The 20,982-nt window shown below is 50.5% G+C and carries 22 protein-coding genes; 12 read left to right on the forward strand and 10 right to left on the reverse strand.

The window, feature by feature from the left end:
• The first annotated feature begins 4 nt into the window (after positions 1-4).
• Positions 5-1,519, forward strand: coding sequence for a glucose-6-phosphate dehydrogenase (zwf, locus tag C7T94_RS14920; protein ID WP_107216215.1), 1,515 nt, complete (start codon positions 5-7; stop codon positions 1,517-1,519).
• 1 nt (position 1,520) lies between these two features.
• Positions 1,521-2,243 carry a 6-phosphogluconolactonase gene (gene pgl / locus C7T94_RS14925; RefSeq protein ID WP_107216216.1) on the forward strand — a complete coding sequence of 241 codons (723 nt, stop codon included), beginning with the start codon at positions 1,521-1,523 and terminating at the stop codon, positions 2,241-2,243.
• A 30-nt stretch (positions 2,244-2,273) separates the two neighbouring features.
• On the opposite strand, the gene C7T94_RS14930 is transcribed toward pgl, so the two are convergent.
• The 3 genes from C7T94_RS14930 to C7T94_RS14940 all read right to left on the reverse strand — a co-directional run bounded on the left by C7T94_RS14930 (position 2,274) and on the right by C7T94_RS14940 (position 5,955).
• Positions 2,274-3,158: a Ppx/GppA phosphatase family protein gene (locus C7T94_RS14930; protein ID WP_107216217.1), complete on the reverse strand. Its 885-nt coding sequence runs from the start codon at positions 3,156-3,158 to the stop codon at positions 2,274-2,276.
• A 2-nt stretch (positions 3,159-3,160) separates the two neighbouring features.
• Positions 3,161-5,230 (reverse strand): polyphosphate kinase 1, encoded by a 2,070-nt coding sequence (ppk1, locus tag C7T94_RS14935; protein WP_394341006.1) that lies wholly within the window; start codon positions 5,228-5,230, stop codon positions 3,161-3,163.
• Between the two features lie 98 nt (positions 5,231-5,328).
• On the reverse strand, positions 5,329-5,955 hold the full coding sequence (locus tag C7T94_RS14940; protein WP_107216218.1) for a hypothetical protein: 627 nt from the start codon (positions 5,953-5,955) through the stop codon (positions 5,329-5,331).
• A gap of 80 nt (positions 5,956-6,035) precedes the next feature.
• On the opposite strand from C7T94_RS14940, the gene C7T94_RS14945 reads away from it, so the two are divergent.
• Positions 6,036-6,527 (forward strand): YajQ family cyclic di-GMP-binding protein, encoded by a 492-nt coding sequence (locus C7T94_RS14945; RefSeq protein ID WP_107216219.1) that lies wholly within the window; start codon positions 6,036-6,038, stop codon positions 6,525-6,527.
• A complete protein-coding gene (locus C7T94_RS14950; protein WP_107216220.1) occupies positions 6,527-6,967 on the forward strand; it encodes a GNAT family N-acetyltransferase in 441 nt (146 codons plus the stop codon). Before C7T94_RS14945 ends, C7T94_RS14950 begins: the two co-directional genes overlap by 1 nt.
• A gap of 48 nt (positions 6,968-7,015) precedes the next feature.
• On the opposite strand, the gene C7T94_RS14955 is transcribed toward C7T94_RS14950, so the two are convergent.
• Positions 7,016-8,008 (reverse strand): glycoside hydrolase family 43 protein, encoded by a 993-nt coding sequence (locus C7T94_RS14955; RefSeq protein WP_107216221.1) that lies wholly within the window; start codon positions 8,006-8,008, stop codon positions 7,016-7,018.
• Positions 8,009-8,017: 9 nt separating this feature from the next.
• Entirely contained in the window at positions 8,018-9,448 is a 1,431-nt protein-coding gene (locus C7T94_RS14960; RefSeq protein ID WP_107216222.1) for a PQQ-dependent sugar dehydrogenase, read from the reverse strand.
• Positions 9,449-9,636: 188 nt separating this feature from the next.
• Between C7T94_RS14960 and C7T94_RS14965 the strand changes: the two genes are divergently transcribed.
• Entirely contained in the window at positions 9,637-10,584 is a 948-nt protein-coding gene (locus C7T94_RS14965; protein ID WP_107216223.1) for a M20/M25/M40 family metallo-hydrolase, read from the forward strand.
• Positions 10,585-10,681: 97 nt separating this feature from the next.
• Here the strand turns inward: C7T94_RS14965 and C7T94_RS14970 are convergent, their stop codons facing one another.
• The 5 genes from C7T94_RS14970 to C7T94_RS14990 form a co-directional block, all read right to left on the reverse strand.
• Positions 10,682-10,948, reverse strand: coding sequence for a hypothetical protein (locus C7T94_RS14970; protein WP_107216224.1), 267 nt, complete (start codon positions 10,946-10,948; stop codon positions 10,682-10,684).
• A 127-nt stretch (positions 10,949-11,075) separates the two neighbouring features.
• On the reverse strand, positions 11,076-12,749 hold the full coding sequence (locus C7T94_RS14975; RefSeq protein WP_162618724.1) for a S41 family peptidase: 1,674 nt from the start codon (positions 12,747-12,749) through the stop codon (positions 11,076-11,078).
• Positions 12,750-12,761: 12 nt separating this feature from the next.
• Positions 12,762-13,367, reverse strand: coding sequence for an HAD hydrolase-like protein (locus C7T94_RS14980; RefSeq protein WP_107216226.1), 606 nt, complete (start codon positions 13,365-13,367; stop codon positions 12,762-12,764).
• The gene (locus tag C7T94_RS14985; protein WP_162618725.1) at positions 13,357-13,854 is read right to left on the reverse strand and encodes a hypothetical protein; all 498 of its coding nucleotides are present in this window, start codon (positions 13,852-13,854) and stop codon (positions 13,357-13,359) included. The genes C7T94_RS14980 and C7T94_RS14985 overlap by 11 nt, the downstream gene beginning before the upstream one ends.
• A 23-nt stretch (positions 13,855-13,877) precedes the next feature.
• Positions 13,878-14,534, reverse strand: coding sequence for an ABC transporter ATP-binding protein (locus tag C7T94_RS14990; RefSeq protein WP_107216228.1), 657 nt, complete (start codon positions 14,532-14,534; stop codon positions 13,878-13,880).
• A 196-nt stretch (positions 14,535-14,730) separates the two neighbouring features.
• On the opposite strand from C7T94_RS14990, the gene C7T94_RS14995 reads away from it, so the two are divergent.
• The 7 genes from C7T94_RS14995 (at position 14,731) to C7T94_RS15025 (ending at position 20,924) form a co-directional block, all read left to right on the forward strand.
• A complete protein-coding gene (locus C7T94_RS14995) occupies positions 14,731-15,375 on the forward strand; it encodes a hypothetical protein (protein WP_107216229.1) in 645 nt (214 codons plus the stop codon).
• Positions 15,372-15,671 carry a winged helix-turn-helix domain-containing protein gene (locus tag C7T94_RS15000; RefSeq protein WP_107216230.1) on the forward strand — a complete coding sequence of 100 codons (300 nt, stop codon included), beginning with the start codon at positions 15,372-15,374 and terminating at the stop codon, positions 15,669-15,671. The genes C7T94_RS14995 and C7T94_RS15000 overlap by 4 nt, the downstream gene beginning before the upstream one ends.
• A 42-nt stretch (positions 15,672-15,713) precedes the next feature.
• On the forward strand, positions 15,714-17,294 hold the full coding sequence (locus C7T94_RS15005; RefSeq protein WP_107216231.1) for a DUF4153 domain-containing protein: 1,581 nt from the start codon (positions 15,714-15,716) through the stop codon (positions 17,292-17,294).
• On the forward strand, positions 17,291-17,731 hold the full coding sequence (gene xrtK, locus C7T94_RS15010; RefSeq protein WP_107216232.1) for an exosortase K: 441 nt from the start codon (positions 17,291-17,293) through the stop codon (positions 17,729-17,731). Before C7T94_RS15005 ends, xrtK begins: the two co-directional genes overlap by 4 nt.
• Positions 17,679-18,620: an MSEP-CTERM sorting domain-containing protein gene (locus C7T94_RS15015; RefSeq protein ID WP_107216233.1), complete on the forward strand. Its 942-nt coding sequence runs from the start codon at positions 17,679-17,681 to the stop codon at positions 18,618-18,620. The genes xrtK and C7T94_RS15015 overlap by 53 nt, the downstream gene beginning before the upstream one ends.
• Positions 18,621-18,683: 63 nt before the next feature.
• Positions 18,684-19,553, forward strand: a complete 870-nt coding sequence (locus C7T94_RS15020) for a polysaccharide deacetylase family protein (protein WP_107216234.1) — start codon at positions 18,684-18,686, stop codon at positions 19,551-19,553.
• A complete protein-coding gene (locus tag C7T94_RS15025; protein WP_107216235.1) occupies positions 19,554-20,924 on the forward strand; it encodes a M1 family aminopeptidase in 1,371 nt (456 codons plus the stop codon). It begins immediately after the preceding gene.
• Positions 20,925-20,982 lie beyond the last annotated feature (58 nt).

A 20,982-nucleotide genomic window follows, 5' to 3' on the forward strand; every position in this document is an offset into this window, starting at 1 on the left:
AAACATGACACAAAAACACTCCACACAGCCCACGATATTTGTCATCTTCGGAGGCACCGGCGACCTCAACCAGCGGAAACTTTGTCCGGCGCTTTACAACTTATTCCTGGAAGGCTTCATGCCCCGGCAATTTGCCATTATTGGCACGGGCCGCAAGGAAATCGCCGACTCTAAATTCCGTACTACGCTCGAAGAAGCGGTAAGCCAGTTTTCGCGTACCGGTAAGGCAGAGCAAAAGAAATGGGGCGAATTCGCAGCTAACCTGTACTACTGCCCTACCGATTTCAACACGCCGAAGACCTTCGAAAACCTGAAAGCCCAGATCGAGGAAAAACAGGCAGAGTTCGGCGGCAACGCACAGATCATTTTTTATCTGGCCGTAGCCCCCAACTTTTTCCCCATCATTGCCGAATGCCTTCAGAAATATAAGCTTGCACAGGATGAAGACAACAGCCGCATTGTGATCGAGAAGCCTTTTGGGCACAACCTTGAAACCGCAAAAGAGCTGAATACCCTGCTGAGCAAAATTTTCAGCGAAAAGCAGATCTACCGCATAGATCATTACCTGGGTAAAGAAACCGTTCAGAACATGATGGCCTTCCGTTTTGCCAATTCACTGTTCGAACCGCTCTGGAACCGTTCTTTTATTGACCACGTGCAGATCTCGGTTACTGAGCAACTCGGTGTGGGCGATCGCGGCGGTTATTATGAGGGTGCAGGCGCCCTGCGCGACATGATCCAGAACCATTTGTTGCAGCTGCTTTGCCTGATCGGGATGGAAACGCCCATCAGCTTCGATGCAGATGAGATTCGCGACCGCAAGGTTGAGGTACTGAAAGCCATGCGTTCGTTCTCTCCTGAAGACATTCGTTTCGGCACCGTACGCGGGCAGTACAGCAAGGGCTGGGTAGAAGGCAAAGAAGTTCCCGGCTACCGTTCAGAAGCCGGCGTTGATCCGCACTCAAATACAGAAACCTTTGCGGCCGTTAAATTCCACATTGACAACTGGCGCTGGCAGGGCGTTCCGTTTTACGTGCGCACGGGGAAACGGCTCAACCAAACCTCTTCACTCATTACCATCCAGTTCAAAGACGTTCCCCACCACATTTTCAGTCCGGAGGTTACCGAAAACTGGCAACAAAACAGGCTCATTATCAGCATTCAGCCCGAAATGAGCATACGCCTCCAGGTACAGGCCAAGCGCCCGGGTGTAAACATGGTGCTAAACCCGGTCGATATGGTATTCGATTACAAGGGCACCTATGATACCGACAGTCCGGAAGCTTACGAGACCCTGCTGCTTGACGCAATGACCGGCGATCAGACCCTGTTCATGCGCGGCGACCAGGTTGAGGCGGCCTGGGAACTGGTTATGCCAATCATCAATACCTGGGAAAGCAAAAAGTCGCTCAATTTTCCGAATTACCCGGCCGACAGCTGGGGCCCTGAAGAAGCCGAGGCGCTGATTGCCCGCGATGGCTTCCACTGGTTTCACCTGCCTATGAAAAATAAGGATTAGCATGAATTTACTTATCTACAAGACCGAGCAGGAGCTGTTCGGCGACCTTGCTGCCTTTATCATTGCCACCGGCGAAAAGGCCATAGCTGAAAAAGACTGTTTTAACCTGGTGCTTACAGGCGGGAACTCGCCCAAAAAACTTCACCAGAAACTGGTAGAAGAATATAAAGACAAATTTGACTGGTCTAAGGTCTATTTCTTTTTCGGCGACGAACGGAATGTTCCGCCCAATCATGAAAACTACAACGGCCTGATGGCGAAAACAAGCCTGCTTGAGCCGCTGGGTATTCCCGACAGGCAGATCTTCTACGTAAACACCGCCCTGCCTCCCGAGCAGGCGGCAGCTGCGTATGATAGGGCCATTAACGAGCATTTTAATGGCAGCGACCTTGCTTTCGACCTGGTCCTGCTTGGCATGGGCGACGATGCGCATACCGCGTCTCTGTTTCCTGAAACACCGATCCTGGCTGAACAAAACCCTGGCGTAGCATCAGTCTTTGTCGAAAAACTGGACACCTACCGCATCAGCATGACCGCGCCGCTCATCAACAAAGCGGCCCACGTGGTTTTCCTGGTATTCGGCGAAAGCAAGGCAACTGCCCTGAGTAAGGTGTTTGATAAGGAAATTGAAGATACAGAGACGTATCCGGCAAAACTGATCAGGCCTATAAACGGCAGCCTGACCTGGTATGTAGATGAAGCAGCTGCTTCGCTCCTGGAATAAAAATCTGAATCCCGCCACGGCGGGATTTTTTTATGCCTGCAGGTTTTCTTCGATCATCAGGTTGATCATGCCGTCGGCCAGCCCTACCCTTGGCACGTAAATCTGTCTGATACCCGTCCATTTTAACAAGGTCAGGTAGATCTCGGCAGCCGGGACGATCACATCGGCCCTGTCCTGGTTCAGGCCCAGCAGGCTGATCCGTTCTTTCAGCGAAAGGCCATTGATCTTATTATAGAGGCTGTTCAGTTTAGCAAAACTTATAGGCATGTTCTCTTTTTCCTCAGACATGCGAAACAATTTGTTGATGTTGCCGCCCGTCCCGATGGCAACCAGCTGTTTTTGCTGCTTTGTCTGCAGCCTGACCCAATCGTGCATCTCATCCCAATGTTCTTCCTTGTCCTGGTTGTCCAGGATGCGGATGGTACCAATGTTAAATGACCTGGAGGCCACAAGCTTTTTGTCGACAAACAGCGAAATTTCGGTACTGCCACCGCCTACATCGATGTACAGAAAGTTCTTATCGATATCGAGCTGCGCCTCAATATGGTTCGCATAGATGATGCGCGCTTCGCGGGCGCCCGCTACGATTTCCAGGTTCAAACCCGTTTGTTCGCGGATAGCGGCTGCCAGCGCAGGACCGTTAGAGGCCTCGCGCATGGCCGAAGTGGCACAGGCCAGGTAATCCGTTACCTGGTAAACATCCATCAGGTCCCTGAAGGCACGCATGGTCTTGTACAAGGCTGCAGATTTTTTTTCCGAGATCACGTTGTCGAGAAAGGCATCATCGCCCAGGCGAAGCGGTACCCGCACCAACGTGTTTTTTTTATAGGTATAGCGATCATCTTTATGGATCACGTCTGCAATAAGCAGGCGCACGGCATTCGAGCCGATATCGATGGCAGCGTATCTGATCATGCTTAATCGGAATGTTTTGCTTTGAGGTAGTTATAAATGTCGACCTGCGCACGCACTTTTTTCACGGTGCGGGTGCGGTGATACTTGTTGTTGTTAAGCCGGTTAATCTCACGCGCCTTGGTATTGTCCTGCAGCTGCAGTTCGATCATGTCGCGGATCTCGGCTTTAACATCCCTGTCCAGGATTGGAAACCCTACCTCTACGCGGTGTTCAAAGTTCCGGGTCATAAAATCGCCCGAAGAGAGATACATATCGTCTTTACCGTTGTTGCCGAATATAAAGACCCGTGCATGCTCCAGGAACTTGTCTATAATGCTGATTACCCGGATGTTTTCGCTGTAACCCGCAATACCGGGCACCAGGCAGCAGATGCCACGCACAATCAGTTCAACCTTAACGCCGGCATTACTGGCCTGGTACAGTTTATTGACTATACCCTCGTCGGCCAGGCTGTTTACTTTCAGGATCATATAGGCCGGTTTACCCTGACGGGCATGCCTGATCTCGCGGTCCATGAGTTTATATAACCTGGAACGCGATTCGAGCGGTGAAACGATCAGGTGTTTAAAACCCTTTGTAACGGTCCGTTTGTTCAGTGCTTCGAACAACCTCACCAGGTCGCCGGTAATCTCCTTCTTTACGGTAAACACGCTGTGATCGCAATAAATGCCCGCAGTTTTTTCGTTAAAATTGCCTGTCGCCAGGTTTGCATAATATACCGGCTTGTCTTTTTCCATCCTTTTGACCAGGCAGATTTTTGAATGCACCTTGTAATCGGTAAGACCGTAATTAACATTCACCCCCTCTTCAAGTAATTTGCTGGTCCAGAAAATATTGGCCTGCTCATCGAAGCGGGCTTTCAATTCGACGACGCAGTTTACCTTTTTGCCGTTTTTTGCTGCATTGATCAGTGCGTTGATCACTTTCGAATTTTCGGCCAGGCGGTAAAGGGTGATGTTGATCTCGGTAACTTTGGGATCTATGGCAGCCTCCCGAAGAAAAAGGATGATGTAATCGTACGATTGGTAAGGCAGGTTAACCAGGTAGTCCCGCCTGGCCATCTTGCTGAAAATACTTTCGGTCCGGTGCAGGTCTTTCACCTTCAGCGGAACAAGCGGCGGATAGTTCAGATCTTTGCTGCCGACATTCGGAAAATCAATAAAATCGCCGAAGCGGTGGTACCGGTTGCCGGGGATGAGACTTTCGGGCGAAAGCCTGAGTTTGTTGACCAGGGTATTTAACATCTCAAGCGGCATATCCGAGTCATACAGCAGCCGCATCGGTTTGCCCTTTTTGCGCTTTTCCAGGCTGGTTCTGAGCTCGTCTATGAACTTATCGCTCACATTTTTATCGATATCAAGTTCGGCATCGCGCGTAAGCTGGACCGTATAGGCGTCGATATCGTCATATGAAAAAGTAAAAAACAGGTCGTCAAGGCAATACCTGACAATGTCTTCGACCAGGATAATGAATTTCAGATCGTTTGTTTCCGGAAGCACCAGGAACCGGGAAACGAAGGGCGGCAGCTCGATCAGCGCATATTTTTCCCTGCCAGGTCCCTGGTTTCTGCTCAGGCGAACGAAGAAATACAGGTACCGGTCTTTGAGTTCAGGAAAGGGTTTATCGGGATCGACCATGACCGGTACCAGGTTAGACAGGATCTTATCGCGAAAATGATTCTTGACAAAAGTTCCCCTGGCTACGTTCAGCTGAATATCGTTCAGAATGAAGATCCGATTTCTGGCCAACTCATTGATCAGGATGGCCTGGAACAGCTGCTCAAATCGTTTTTCCTGTTTTACAACCAGGTTCTTGATTTCATTGAGCACTTTTTTGGGGTTGAAACCCAGCAGCTCCTTGGCCTTTTCATTCAGGTTAACCAGCCGGCTCATCGTAGCCACCCGTACACGGTAAAACTCTTCCAGGTTGGATGAAAAAATGGACAGGAACTTGATGCGCTCGATCAGCGGAACACTTTCGTCTGCTGCCTCCTGCAGAACGCGTTCATTAAAATACAGCCAACTGATCTCTCGGTTTAAAAAAGGTGCCTTTTTCCTGGATTTAGTCATCATTAACAAAAAATCCCTGCAGAACAGGGAATCCAAATATGCCGAAGATGTGTAAAGAAATCATTAACCACCTGGCCTATTCGGGTTAAATAATTGTTAAGTTATTTTTTTGCCCTTGTTTTGGGTGTTGCGGTTTCTGCTTTAATTGCCGGCTTGCGGCCACGGGGGGCTTTAGGACTTTCGGCTGTAGTTTCGGTGCGCGCCGCCCTGCCGCGTTTCGGCGCTGCCGGAGCTGCTCCTGCAGAAGGTATTGCGGGCACAGGCACTGGTTCCGGAACCGCTACGGCCGCCATTGCGGCCAGATCTGCCTTAGACCTCCGGCCCCGGGGTTTCGCCGCCGGCTTTTCGATCAGGTTACGGGCCTTTTCGGCCGTTTCGATGGCTGCCATCTTAACGCTTTGTACGACCGGGCCGGCTTTTGCTGCTGCTTTCTTGACGCCTCTTTTAACGGGCGATTTAGCCGGGGCTTTTGCCTTTCCGGCTTTTTGGCCGGTTGTCCTGACCTCTTCTATCTTTTGTTCCACCACCTCTTTGACCTCGCCCAACCGTTTCGAAAGCTTTCTGGCAACAGACTTGCTTGCCCTTGCCACCTCCTCGCCAATGGCCTCTGCGTTATGGCCCAGTCCGCGTACCGCTTCCAGGAATCGCTCGGTCAGTGATTGCTCAAGTTCTTTTTTTGCTGCCTTTCTGGCCAACTTTTTTTGAGACTTCTCTTTGGTGGTTTTCATGATATTTTTCGTTTTTTTGTGAGAATTTGAGACGAGAGCCTCGATAAAAATAGTTTTTTTTTACCCAAAACACTAAAATCATGCCTTCTTTTGATATCGTAAGCAAAGTAGACGCGCAGACGCTTGACAATGCCGTGAACAACGCAAAAAAAGAAATTCTGAACCGCTACGATTTCAACGGCTCGAAAAGCACCATCGAACTCGATAAAAAAACAAATGTCATCACGGTCGTAACTGAAGACGACATGCGTTTGAAAGCCATACAGGATTCCATCATTTCAAGAATGATGAAGCAGCAGCTCGACCCCAAAAGCATTGATTTCGGAAAAGAAATCGCCGCATCAGGCAACATGATCAGGAAAGAACTGACCATCAAGGAAGGCATCGATAAAGAGGCTGCCAAAAAGATCGTAGCGAAAATCAAATCCAGCGGCCTGAAAGTCCAGCCCGCTATTATGGACGACCAGGTGCGTGTAACCGCAAAAAAAATCGACGACCTGCAGGCCGTTATTTCGCTCTGCAGGAACGAAGATTTTGGCCAGCCCCTTCAGTTCATCAACATGCGCAACTAATGGAGATCAGGGAAAACGACTACATTTTTTCAGACGATCAGCAGCTGATCGATCTGCTTTATGTACACCAGTACCTGAGTAAAGAAGCTTACTGGTCAGCGGACATTCCCCTGTCTGTTGTAAAAAAGTCGATAAACAATTCGCTGTGTTTCGGCATTTACCGCGACAACAAACAGGTGGGTTTTGCCCGCTGGATAACGGATAAGGCTACATTTGCCTACCTCTGCGACGTCTTCGTTGATCAAGCACACCGCGGTGCCGGGCTGTCGAAAAAACTCATGTCTTTCATGATCTTTCACCCGGATCTGCAAGGCTTGCGACGCTACATGCTGGCCACCCGCGATGCGCATGGACTGTATGAGCAATTCGGATTCCGCTCACTCGAAAACGCGGACCAGTTCATGGCGATTTCAGTAAAAGATGTGTACAAAAAACAATAAAAAAAGGCGCCCGACAAGGCGCCTTTTTCATGTCTGAACGGTTTACCTTTACTTCAAAGGCGCTGCTTTAACACCCTCAAAAGTGATCTTTACAGGCAGGATCGTGCCATCTTTTGCAAATTTCATTTCTTCAATACAGGTTACCCGGTGGTTGCCATTTGTCTCGCCAAGCGGACGCCGGTGGTACACAATATAGTACTGGTCTTTCTTAGGGTGTTTGATCACCGAATGGTGACCGGCACCCGTGGCCACGGCCGGGTCCTGCTGCAGGATCTTACCAATGCGTTTAAACGGTCCCATCGGAGAATCGGCAATGGCATAGGCTACCGAATAGTCAGGCCCGGTCCAGCCGCCTTCAGACCACATGAAATAATACTTACCATTACGAAGAAACATAAACGGTCCCTCAACATAACCCTGCGGAGTAATTTCCTTAAACGTTTTACCGTCCTCAAAAGGGATAAAACCTGTAAAATCATCATTCAGCTTGGCTATGTTGCAATGTGACCAGCCACCATAAATCAGGTAATACGCCTTGCTTTTCGGGTCATGGTACACGAACTGATCAATGGGCTGTGCGCCATTGTGAAATTTGTCAATCAGTGGTTTTCCCAAATGGTCTTTATATGGCCCCTGCGGCTGATCGGCCACGGCCACCCCAATACCTCCTGATTCCCGGTCGCTCTGGATATCATTTGCGCCAAAGAACAGGTAATATTTCTTGTCTTTTTCAATGATCGAAGGTGCCCACATGGCCTTGTTTGCCCATTTGATCGCGGCCGTATCAATGATACGCGGGTGTTTGGTCCAGGTTACAAGGTCTGGCGAGGAAAAGGCATCCATAAACACCTGCTCTTTGTAGCGAGCCGAGTAGGTCGGGTACACCCAGTACCGTTTGCCAAATACAATCCCTTCAGGGTCTGCATACCAACCCTGGAAAACGGGATTACCGCTTTGTTTGCCGCTTCCCTTTTTCTGTGCATAAGCGCCTGAAGCCAGAATGGCGCAGCACGCTGCAGTTACTAAAATTCGCATCTTCATGATCTCTGTTTATTTCTTTACCGGTACCAGGCGGTATACTGTGCCCGGCGATTCGACTGCAATATAGATAAATCCATCGGGTCCCATCCGCACATCCCGGACCCGGCCAATGTTCCGGAACAGAATTTCTTCGTGTGTGACCTTATTATTTTTCACGACAGAACGGTTCAGGTACTGGAACCGCAAAGAGCCGCTGAGGATGTTTCCCTTCCAGGCCGGATACCGGCTGCCGCTTACGAAGGTCATACCGCTGACACCGATAGACGGCAGCCAGAAGTGCATCGCATCTTCAATGCCCTCCTTTTTACTCAGTTCACTGATTGTCTTGCCATTGTAATTGATACCGTAGGTAACCACAGGCCAGCCGTAGTTTTTCCCCTTCTTGATGACATTGATCTCATCGCCTCCGCGGGGCCCATGCTCATTTGACCAGAGCTGTCCTGTTACGGGGTCAATGGCCATGCCCTGCGGGTTGCGGTGGCCATAGGTCCATATGGTTGGCGACGCCCCCGGCATTTTCACAAATGGGTTGTCTTTCGGTGCCGAACCGTCAGTGTTGATGCGGTGTATCTTGCCGTGATCGTTTTCCTTCAATTGCTGGGGGTTTTCTTTTTCGTTGCCCCGCTCGCCTGCAGAAACATACAGCAGCCCGTCCTTGCCAAACTGCAACCGCGAGCCGTAGTGGTGCTGGGTACGGGAATATGGTTTGGCCACGAAAATGTCGTGCTGCCCGCTAAGCGCATTGCCGGATAATTTTGCCTTGGCAACAGCTGTAGTAGCCAGGGTGGTCGCTCCCTCCTTTTTAAACTTCGAATAACTCAGATAAATAAATCCATTGCTGGCGAATGCCGGGTCGATGGCGACATCGAGAAGTCCACCCTGCCCCCTGGCCAGCACATCAGGTACACCTGATACCTCACTGCGGCGGCCGCTTGCGTCTACACGGTATAGTTTACCATTCCGGTCTGTGACCAGCATGCCGCCCTGCGGAAGGAAAGCCATACCCCAGGGCACATCCAGTCCCTTGACAACGGTGTCAAGTTTGATGGTCATGGCTTCCGTGCTGAACACCGCGCTCTTAGGTTTGTCACCGCCTTTATAGCGGTCTACATTTTTAATGCCCTTTAAAATATAATCGGCGAGCGCATACGTTTCCTTATCTGTAAATGTAGAATCAAAGGCAGGCATCCCTTCATCTGCCCATCCCTTTTTTATCGACCGGAAAAGGTCTTCCCGGCTGCTGCCGTGTTTCCACGACCGGTCTGCGAATGCATCCATTTTTTCACCATGGCAGCCGGCGCAATAGTTGCGGTAATTTTGTTCCGGACTGGCCGGCGCAGCCATGCTGCCTGGAGTTACCGGGTCCTTGTGCCATAAAGTGGCCGCAAAAAAGATCGGGCTAACCAACAGGGGTAGCACAATCAGTGTTTTTCTCCTCATATGTTTTGCCTGCCTGCCTTTTATCGGCTTGCAGGCAGGAAAAATACGAAAAAGCCTTTAAAGCTGAATACGTATAGAAAGAGCAGCCCGGTTTTGGTCGACATTGTTACAGAATTGCCCTGAGCGGCGTCAGGCAAACAACGTTTGCAGATTTAATTTGTACCTTAGCAAGACATATGCGTTACCCAATGAAGTCTTATCTCCTGTTTTCGTTCGCCCTGCTGCTGAGTTGCTCATCAGTAAAACAAGGTCACCAGTCAAAAGAAAACGAACAATTGCTGAAAGACCTGGAGGTATTGTCTTCAGATGCCTATGAAGGCCGCAAAACCGGCACCAAGGGGGCCGAAATGGCCAGGCATTTTATCAGCACCCGTTTAAGCAAGCTGGGCCTGAAGTCTTATAACGAACAGGTTCCGTTTATACATGAATTTTCTTTCAATGACCGCCAGGGTAAAAAAACGACGGGTAAAAACGTCGTGGCGTATATACCGGGCAAAAGTGAATCGGTCATCGTGATCTCTGCGCACTATGATCACCTTGGTGTACGCGAAAACAAGATATTTAATGGGGCAGATGACAATGCATCGGGTGTAGCGGCCCTGCTCAAGTTTGCGGCTCATTACGCTAAAGGACGGAACCAGCCCAACCACACCCTGGTATTTGCGGCTTTCGATGCAGAAGAAATGGGCCTGCAGGGTGCAAAGGCATTTGTGGCCAGCCCGCCCGTGCCACTTGATAAAATTGTTCTGAACATCAACATGGACATGATTGCGCACAACGACAAGTCAGAACTGTACGCCTGCGGCACTTTTAAATACCCGGAACTGAAACCCTACCTGGTTACAACCGTTCCTGACATCAAGGTGCTGCCCGGTCACGACGACCCGAAAATGGGACAGGACGACTGGACCAACCAAAGCGACCAAGGCGCCTTCAACGCAAAGAATATTCCCTTCATCTATTTCGGTGTGGAAGATCATAAGGACTACCATAAAGAAACCGATGAATTTCAGCACATCAACCAGGTTTTTTATTCCAAAGCTGCGGATGCCATCCTGGAAATCATTGGCCGCATAGACAGCGGAACCACCCTGCAGTCTATTTTCCGTGGAAAGCTGCAAATGAAGAAACAATAAGCTGACCCGCGCGCAAGCGCGTAAACCCAGCTGCCGCTATTGCCGAGTTATGTATAACTATCTAAGAAAGCTCAGCATGTTCTTTTCTTCAGGCTTTTTAATAGTCGACTTCGATAATGCCGGCTACCGGGATATGGATGCCGTGTTTGAGCTGGACGAACGCTTCGGTAGCAGACCAAACCGTCGTTTCTACCTTTTTCGGGCCGTTCAGGGTATTGAAGGTCAACATTGTTTTTGATTTGTATGTATTTCCGAGCCGGGTGGCCACCTGTAGTTTTTCAAATAAATTTTTAGCCGCTGCGGCTCCTGCCGGGATGATGCTCCTAACCTGGATGTTCTCTTTTTCTATTAGCTCGGCTATCATATTCTCTATCAGTTTGTAGTTTTAAGATACAAAATAACGCCCGGAAATCCAAGTTCTCAGCTGCAATAAAAAAACCGCATCCATAAAAAAAGCCGCTTGAAGCGGCTTTAAATGATATGGCGATCAATTATTTCAACTTTGGAGTAGCGACCATGCCGACAAAGTCAGTACCTGTTCTGACTGGCTTGATCCGCCCGGCAGTGAATGTCTTGACAGAAACCGTTCCACCTCCTTTTAACGACATGGTTTTAGGCGAAACCAGCGTCTGGCCGGTCGAAGCCGTGGTCGCAGCAGTTTGCACGCCCAGCGTCTTGAGTGCCAGGCTCAGGTAGTTTTCCCTCACATCACCAAACTGGTACCTCGGATCATCGAACTCATCGGCATACCCGGCATCAGGCTGCATGCCGCCGTAATAGCCGCCCTGTCCCAGCGCATTTTTGGTTTCAAACAGTGAAAAATAGACATCGTATTTTTTCTCGATCGTGATGGGGAAAAAACCGATCGGTTTACCATAGGTCTTTTCGCCCACGATCTTCACGTTAACATAGGGCCTGAGGCTGTTGATCACAAGTTCGCTTGCCGAGGCTGTTCCTGCTGCCACGATGAACGTTACATTTTTAACGCCGGTCAGCGGACCTTTTTTCTCGAACCTGGCTATATTCTGCGGATTGGTTTCGCTGTAGGGGATGTCGAAATAAGTGGCGATCCGTCCTTCAATATACTGTAATTTCCCGTTCCGGTCCAGCAGGGGCTGATTCTTTAAAATCGTTGCCTGCCCCTTCTGCATGGTTTGGTTAAAATATTCGGTAAACATCACATCGGTCGTTTTCACGGTCGAGGGCGCAATCAGGTTAACCATGTATTTGGCCGTTTCAACATATCCGCCACCGTTGTAGCGCAGATCAACGACAAGATCGGTAATTCCCTCTGCCGCAAATTTCGCAAAAGCAGGATCGAGGTTCACATCACTTGACGAGGCGCTCGAACTGCCGGATGCGGATAATTCAGAGAAACGGGCAAAAGAAAGGTAGCCGATTTTTTTTCCGCCAACGTTCAGTACCGCCGACGTATCGACCGCACTGCTCTTGTAAGTTTGTTTAACCAGGTTCTTGGTAAAAGCTTTTCGATCTGCATAATTGCTGCCCTGGATTGTTACGCTGGCCGAGCCCAAAGGCGCCCGGAGCGCTGCCTCTGCATCATAGTTTGCGCCCACAGAAGCGCCATTGATTTTTTCAATTACATCGCCCCTGCGCAAACCCGCCTTGTCGGCCGGCGAACCGTCATACACCTGTACAATAAACAAGAGGTACGCGCGCGCATCGTTAATGATGTAAGAAACCGCGCGCAGGCCGATGTCGTTACCAATACCAGAAAGCTCAACTGCAGATTTGCGAGCCGGTAAAACAGACAGAACATTGTTGTCATCCGTATCATCGATATACGAGTATTTGATCGAGTTGCTTCCTGATACATACTCAGGCGAATTGGAAGCCTTGATCAGGTTAAAGAGGTTGTTCTCGTACTTATCCAGATTGGTGCTGCCGGAGGTATACTTCCGCGGTTCATAAGCGTCATAACCAGGCAGGGTTGTATTCCAGTAATAGACCTGCTGGGCATATAGAAATATCGAATCGTTGGTCAGTTCTACGCGGTTGGTGGTCGGGGTTTGTTTGGTGTTGCCGCCGCCAACTGGCGGATCTACCGGCGGTTCGGGCGTTTTCACGTCCGATTTCTTGCAAGAAACTGCTACACCCATACACAAAATCGCCATCGCACGGAGCAGGTTTCCTTTTGTCATCATCGTTGTCATTTTTTACAATAAGTCATGTACACGAATATACGGTAAATATGACGGGAAAGTTGGCGCGGGCGTAAAATTGTTTTCAGCAACCAACAGGATCTTTTTCGCGGCTAGGCCGCTGTTTTCCAGCAAGCCGGCATATACTTCTTCACGGCTCTTGTTCAATTCCTCGCAGAAATAAACCGACAGGTAAGGTTCAAGGCCATGCCACTCCACCTGCCTGATCTTGTTGAGCTGCTGGCGGGGGTTTTTATCGGTTACGATCCAGATCTTCTTCCGCTCTACCACCAGCTCCTGCAGCAGGTCCAGCAGGTCTTTGTAGAGCAACAGCTTCAGCGGCAGCTGGGCCGTCTCATGGAGCCGCATGAAATTTTCTTCGAGGCCTGCGGCAATCCCGAAGCAGGCGGCAGTTTCCCGGAACATTCCCTCCTCCCCATGGCTTTCGTATCTTCTTTTCATAAAAGCCACCACATCGCCGGCAGGCAGCTGATCGGTATATTCCATAAACTGCGCAAAGAGATAATAAACCTGCAGCAGGTAGTCTTTTTCGGGGTAAAGAACGTTGTCAAAGCTGAAAATAAAAGCTTCTTTATCGGTGGTCAGGTGGTTAAAGGCCATCGGCAGAAACGGTAAAAAGTTGAAAATGTCCGTTCTGATCGGATACAAAAGCGCCCTGAAGTGCGGCACTTCGCCCTGCAGATTCTTCTGCTCCAGTGAGCGGCGGAAAGGCGGCCACCGGCTTTCCCTCCAGCCAGACCGACCAGCGTTCTGCAGCAGGCGTTGCCGGGGCCAGCCAGTGTATTGCATCGGCAGGCAGCAGCACCCGGATGCCGAACTCCGCGAAAAGCACCGCCGATTCGGCAAGTGCCCTCACCTCTTCAGCCAGAAGCGGCAAAATGGCATCGGCGCCCTGATCCAGGCAAGCCTGAAGCAATTGATGCGCGAGCGCCGCCGGCAGGTATGCCCCGAGCGAAACGAACCGGTATTCCGGCGTTTGCAGCGAGGGCATTTCCCCATAGCCGCCCAGGATCAGGTGATGCCCGGCGAAGGCTTTCAATAGTTTTAGCGTGCGGGGCGAATGGCCCCCGGTTATCAGGACAGTCACGGTATAATTTGTAATTGAGGGCTTCAGGCCGAAACGATCATGCCGTCTTTCATGGTCACGACACGATCGCTCATTTTAGCCAGGTCCTCGTTGTGGGTTACGATAATAAAGGTTTGATTGAAATCGTCGCGAAGTTTAAAAAATAAATGGTGCAGCGCCTTGGCATTCGCCGAGTCCAGGTTGCCCGAAGGTTCATCTGCAAGTACGATACCCGGTCCATTGATGAGCGCCCGGGCAATAGCGACCCGCTGCTGCTCCCCGCCAGACAGCGCTGCCGGCTTGTGTCCTGCCCGCGCTGCCAGGCCGAAAAAATCGAGCAGTTCCAATGCACGGTTTTCAGCCTGCTTTCTTGCTGTACCGGCTATAAAAGCCGGTATGCAGATATTTTCAAGGGCGGTAAATTCAGGCAGCAAATGATGAAACTGGAAAACAAACCCGATATTGCGGTTGCGGAAAGCACTCAGCGCATTGCCGTTCAGTCCGTTTACTGCTGTACCGTTTAACGTTACCGTGCCCGAGTCGGGCCGGTCCAGCGTGCCGAGTATGTGCAAGAGGGTACTTTTGCCTGCACCCGAAGCGCCAACGATGCTCACGATCTCACCCTGTTTAACATCAAAGTCTACGCCCTTCAGGATAGACAGGTTACCATAAGATTTTTTAATTCCTTCTGCTCTCAGCATATGCAAATGTAGAAAAAAAGATGACGCCCCTCCCGGCAGACGCCGGAACCAGAACAAAGCGACGGGCACTTTGTTCGGACAATGAACGGATTTGGCCTGCAGTTCGGCGCCTAGGCGCCTCGTCGTTAAAAAAAACAGGATAAATTTGGAAATAACGTTGAGTTTTATAACTTTGCAAAACAAAGTACTTTTGAAAATGACTGATCAACAGGAACACATCTCCGCGCTGAAGGACATCCGCAACATGATGGAGCGTTCTTCCCGGTTTATTTCATTAAGCGGTCTTTCTGGCGTAGGTGCCGGCGTCGCCGCGCTGGTTGGCGCATTCCTGGCCCACCGCGAATTTTCCAGGTTTGATCAGCGCAGCTTTGACCGCAGCGCCGAATATTCCGCAGGCCTAAACGGCGAAGCCGACCTGGAGTTCAACCTGATCCGCATAGCGGTCGGTGTACTTGCCGCCGCCCTTGCTTCGGGATTCCTGTTTACCTGGCTCAAGGCGCGCCGCAGCCAGCTGCCGCTCTGGGACAGGACCACCAGACACATGCTCGTTAACCTGTTCGTGCCACTTTTTGCGGGCGGCTGTTTCGTACTATCGCTTTTATTCAACAGTCCCGCATTGGTATCGCCGGCATGCCTCGTTTTTTACGGACTTGCGCTTATTAACGCTTCTAAATATACGCTTACAGATATTCGTTATCTCGGTTACCTTGAGGTGGTGCTCGGTATTGTAAACCTTGTTTTCCCCGGCCTCGGACTTATCTTCTGGACCATTGGCTTCGGGTTGTTACACATTCTTTACGGTACCGTCATGTACTTAAAATATGAACGGAAAAGCGCATGAAAAACCCGATCGAGTCATTAAACAAGATTTTCGACAGCCGCATCAGGCTGGGTGTCATGTCGGTGCTGATGGTGAACGAGCGCGTCAACTTCAATGACCTGAAACAAATGCTCGAACTGACCGATGGCAATTTGGCCTCGCACCTGAACACACTGGAACAGGCAGGCCTGATCTCGGTGCAGAAAGGTTTTGTTGGAAAAAAAACCAACACCACCTACCAGGCCACAGCGACCGGGCGCGAGGCTTTTAGAAACCACCTGAATGCCCTTGAAAAAATGATTAAAAACATCGACTAATTTTTTTTATCCATACACTTTGAAACTCAAAGCACTTTTAAAATGAAAATACAAATTAAATCTGACCAGACACCGGCACTGGTGGTGACCGGCGGCCTGCTTTTCACCCTGCTTTTCTGGAACGAGGGTCTGGGCCTTAACCTGTTGATATATTCGTTGTTTATCTGGCTGGGTATGCGTTTCAACAGCATGCTTACGGCGCAAAAACAACCCGTTTTTTATGCGATCACCCACCTGGTCTGCGCGGCCATGGTTGTCGTTAACCATTCCGAGCTATCGCTTTTCGCGTACTACCTCAGTTTATTTGTCTGGGTAGGCCGCACTCATTACCCGCTGCTCAGGACTGCAGGTACCGCCCTCTTTACGGGTTTGCTGCGTTTTCTCTTACTCCCCTTTACGCTGTTTCAACGGCTGAAGCGCCTGCGTATCGGGGGTTTCGCTTTTCGCCCGCTAATCAGGCCGCTTAAATACCTGGTGCTGCCTGCCTTTGCCGTCTTTGTTTTCACCCTGATCTATGCGGCTGCGAATGCGCAGTTTGCTGCATTGGTCTCGGTGCTGATCGACAGCGTCGGGCAGATCATCGATTTTCTGTCTGAAATTATTTCTGTCAGGGTCTTTCACATCCTTGCCGGGATGATCGTTACGGCTGCCCTGCTGCTTACCTATGAGCCGGGCTGGGCAGAGCACGCAGAAGACGGCTTTTCAGAGCTATTGCAGCGGCGCGGCACCGTAACCAGGCAAAGCCTTTGGCGCCAGGCGGTCAATCAGCTGTCCATTGGCCTGACAAGCCGTAACCTCGCCCTCAAGACAGAACTCATCAACGCAAAAATCTGCCTGGTGCTGCTCAACCTCTTGCTGCTCGTTCTGAATGTCCTTGACTTGAAAAATGTCTGGTTCAGCGGTACCGGGCCGGCAGACCCCTCGGCCGAACTGCATGACGGCACCAATGCCCTTATCATCAGCATTGTGTTAGCCATGGCCATCATCATTTTCTTCTTCAGGGGGAATCTGAATTTTTACCGCAATAACGGGGTGCTGAAAATGCTGGCTTACGCCTGGATCGCTCAAAACGCCTTCCTGATCTTATCTGTTACGCTGCGCGATCTGAACTACATCAGCCTGTACGGCCTGACGTATAAACGTATTGGCGTGGGGTTCTTCCTGCTGCTCTGCTGCGCCGGACTGGCGACCGTTTACATCAAGGTGGCAGCCAGGCGCACCTTCTTTTACCTCTACCGGTTAAACGGCTTCATCTGGCTGCTGCTGCTCGCCGCCGCATCGGTCGTGAACTGGGATGTATTGATCGTTCGTTACAACGTCTCACATGCCGGCCGCGTTTCGCTTGACGTTGATCACCTCATGGGTTTGTCTGATAAGGCATTGCCCGCCCTTCATGCAAACCGTCAGCTGCTGATGCAGCATGTAAAAACAATTGAAGAACCGCAGCACCGCCCAAACGCGGAACACGTTGTGCAGCGAACGCCTGATGAGGCTGCCCGCAATTTTTCCAACCGCCTGGAAGAGAAAACGGAAGGTTTCTATGCGCGCCAGGCGGGCGGGACCTGGCTGTCCTGGAATCTTCCCGACCAGCAGACAAAAACTTACCTAAACGGCTCGAAATGAAAAGACACCTTGCTACGGCAGTTCCGGCCTTCGCTGCACTGTTCATTTTGGCCAAATTTTGGTATGCGCAGGCGGCGACAGCAGCGCTGCGCCCGATGCTGGCACCGGTGAGCCTGGTTGTTGGGGCGTTTACAAATGCACCCGGCCGCTGGACCCATTCCGGTTACCTGCATCAGGATGCCGCCATCCTGATTGAAAAATCCTGTTCGGGATTCAACTTTCTGCTGCTGGTTGTCTCACTTTTCTGCGCCAGGTACCTTACTTCAGCACAGGACCGAAACCCGTTCTTCTGGCCCTTTGCCGCAGCCATCAGTTTTGCCTGGACCGTCGTTGTAAACAGTTCCAGGATCCTGCTGAACCTGACCTGCAAAACAAAAAGCAGGCTTGCCGAAAGTTTTCAGGAAACCGGTTTACCACTTCCTGATCGATATGTCTAAGCAAGCAGCCGGCTCGGAAAAAACCTTCCTGCACAGGCTTTCAAAATTCATGAAGGAAAACCGGCTGATCCGTTCTGACGTGCGCATTGGCCTGGTCAGTCAACGCTATAAGCTGACAGATCAACAGGAAACCTGGCCTGAAGACCTTCGAAAAGGCAAATTTTCAGGAGGTTTCTTTCTGGAAAACGCCATCAGGCAGACGCTACTCGAAAATTATCGCTCAGGCATTTCCAGCTATTCCGTGATGGTCGTGATAAGCAATAACTTCGGGCAGGCCATTCTTCCCGACAGCTTTTCAGAACTTTCTTTTTGTTATCCTGAAAAGCTGTTTTTTTACGAGCTCAACGCCAAGGGCCAATTGCTGAAGCATGCGCTCGACCACCAGCCCGGGCTGGCGGTGCGGCCTGGCCAGCCCCGGCCGGCACCTGTTTATGCCTGGCCGGACCACAGGCGGGCAGCGCGCTGGCTTCGCGCAGACGCGGGCCCGGCGGTATTTAGTCTATCCTCGTTCAATGGCATCACTGAACCCTTAGCCAGCCTGTCTAAATGGGAAAAGGGTCTGCTTTGCGCGGCCCAGGAGCAGTTTAAGCACCTTCATCCCGAACATCAGACGGTAAAGGGGCGGCATCTTTTAAAGACCGGTTTCCGCTCGGGACTTCTTACCAGTGAATCGGCCTTTATTGCCCTGGAAAACGAAGCCCAAAAAAGGGCTTTGTTAAAAAAACAGGAAGACATGCTGAACGGTGATCCGTTATTGGACGCCGGCGAAGAAATTCGCATGGATGAGCCATCGCTCAGCATGCTGCTCACCTGTGGCGCTTTGCTTGTCGTTGCAGCATTTATTTTTAAAAGCAGGCGCAGGCATCGGTTGGCTGGCAAAGTTCATTGAACAGGCCGGAAAAATGCCCGTAATTTTTAGCTTTGCAGGAATACTTAAAATTTACAGCAACGAATGAAAAATAAGGTACTTTCCCTGGCTGCAGCTGCACTCCTGCTCGCTGCCGGATGCCAGTCGAAATCGCAGCCCGGAAGCTCGGTCGCCGCAGACAAAACGGCTGACACCGCAAGCATCGCGCCTGCACAAACCGCAGACGTATCGAAAATCAAACCCGCCAAACCGGCAGATATCCTGGCCCGGAAACAGGTACCCATTCTTTGTTACCACCAGGTGCGCAACTGGCGGTCTACCGACGGTAAAGTAGGCAAAGACTATATTGTTGAAGTACAGAATTTCAGAGACCAGTTCAAAATGCTGGCAGACAGCGGTTACCACACCATCCTGCCCGACCAGTTATATGCCTACTTAAATACCGGCGCGCCATTGCCCAGCAAACCCATCATGCTCACGTTTGACGATACGGATATGGACCAGTTTACCGAAGTGCGCCCAACCCTGCAAAAATATGGCTATAAAGCGGTGTATTTCATCATGACCGTATCGATTGGCCGTAAAGGACGAATTGAGTACATGACCAAAGAACAGATCAAACAGCTTTCAGACGAAGGCAACGTAATCGGCAGCCACACTTACGACCACAAGAACTTTAAAAAATACCAGGGCAAGGACTGGGAAGAACAACTCGATAAACCGACCAAAAAACTCGAAGAGATCACTGGCAAAAAAATAACCGAGTTTGCTTATCCTTTTGGACTTTGGAACAGCGAAGGCATTCCTGAGCTCAAAAAACGCGGGTTCAGAATGGCATTTCAGCTGGCAACAAAACGTGATGAAAAAGAGCCCCTTTATACGGTTCGCCGCATCATTGCAAGTGGTTACTGGAGCCCGAAAACACTGAGTAACAGCATTAAAAATAGTTTTTAAGTGCGCAGCAGCTACATCGTTTTGTTACTGTCTGTGCTGCTGGGCAGGTCAGTTCCCGTTTGTTCGCAGGTTCCGCACCTGACCGGCTCGGTACGCGTAAGCATGGCTACAGGCCAGATCAGCTGCGACTTTACGCTTTCTAACCTGCCGCAACTTGGAACAGATTACCAGATCCTGCTGAACAAAGGTTTCAACATCAAAAGCATGCTGGACAGTGCTGGCCGGGTGCTAAGATACAATGGCTTTTACAATGGAAAAATGAGGGGCGAAGGCTTATGTTACACGCCGCAGCGTGGCGACAGCGTATACCGCAACCCCTCAAAACTACGCATCACGTATACAGGCGCCTTCCCGGTCTATACCGACACGCTCAATTTCATCGATTTTAAAGGGCTCATCGCTTTCAATGGCAAAACGCTGCGGGCAACCGACCAGTCCAAATGGTACCCTGTCATGTACGATACCCGTAACGACCGGCAGATTGAACAGCTGACTTACCGCATCACCGTTGAAAGTGCAGACGCAAAAATGCTGTTTGTAAATGGCGATGATCCGAAACCAGGGCCAAAGGCTGTTTTCCAGTCAATACTTCCGGCGGCGCCGCTGCTCTTTCTTGGCGATTACCCTTTACAGAAAACCCCGGGCGCCTGGTTCCTGAATACGCGCATGACAAATGCTGAACTTGGGGGGTTCGAGAAAAATATTGCTGAGATGAGGCGCTTCCTGGCCGAAAAACTTCACACCCGGTATAACACACGCAATGTGTTCATAGAACATGAGCCCATAGAGCGTTTTAACAAAGGCCGCGTATGGGGCTTTGTTAATTTTCCTGTCGTTGCCTTTGCCGGCACCAGCCTGGGCAAAATGATCGACACGACCAGCCAGGCGTTAAAAGACAGCAGCGATTATTCTTTTATTGCGCATGAGGTGGCGCATTATTACTTCGGCAACGTCCTGAAGCCAAATTCGACGCTGTTTTGGTTTTTCCTGGAATCTTCTGCCGAGTACCTGTCTGTGAAGGCGGCCGAAGCCCGCTTCGGAAAGGAATGGGCGGCAGCACACTTCCGTAAGCAGGCAAAAGACCTGGCCCGGTTTAAAGCGGTACCGCTTGACCAGGTAAAAAATGCCGACGAGATCTCTGGCACATACCGCTACAATTATGGTCCGCTGCTGCTTCGCGGTCTGGAACAGATCGTCGGCGAAAAACGGATGTACCGGTTTTTTGAACAGTGCTTGCGGGCTGACGGTCGGCCAACTGATTACACCTTTTTTAAGACCAGGGCAGCCGAGGCGGGCATTACGGCACAGGAATGGGCCCGCTACGAAAAAACGTTTGTCAGGACGGGAAACGCCACCGCCGCCATCAGGTAAGGCGGGTCGAAGCGTTTATCAGCAAACAAACCAGGCATTTTACCGTTAAGAAAAAAAC

Source organism: Pedobacter yulinensis (genome assembly GCF_003029735.1).
Taxonomy (GTDB): domain Bacteria; phylum Bacteroidota; class Bacteroidia; order Sphingobacteriales; family Sphingobacteriaceae; genus Pedobacter; species Pedobacter yulinensis.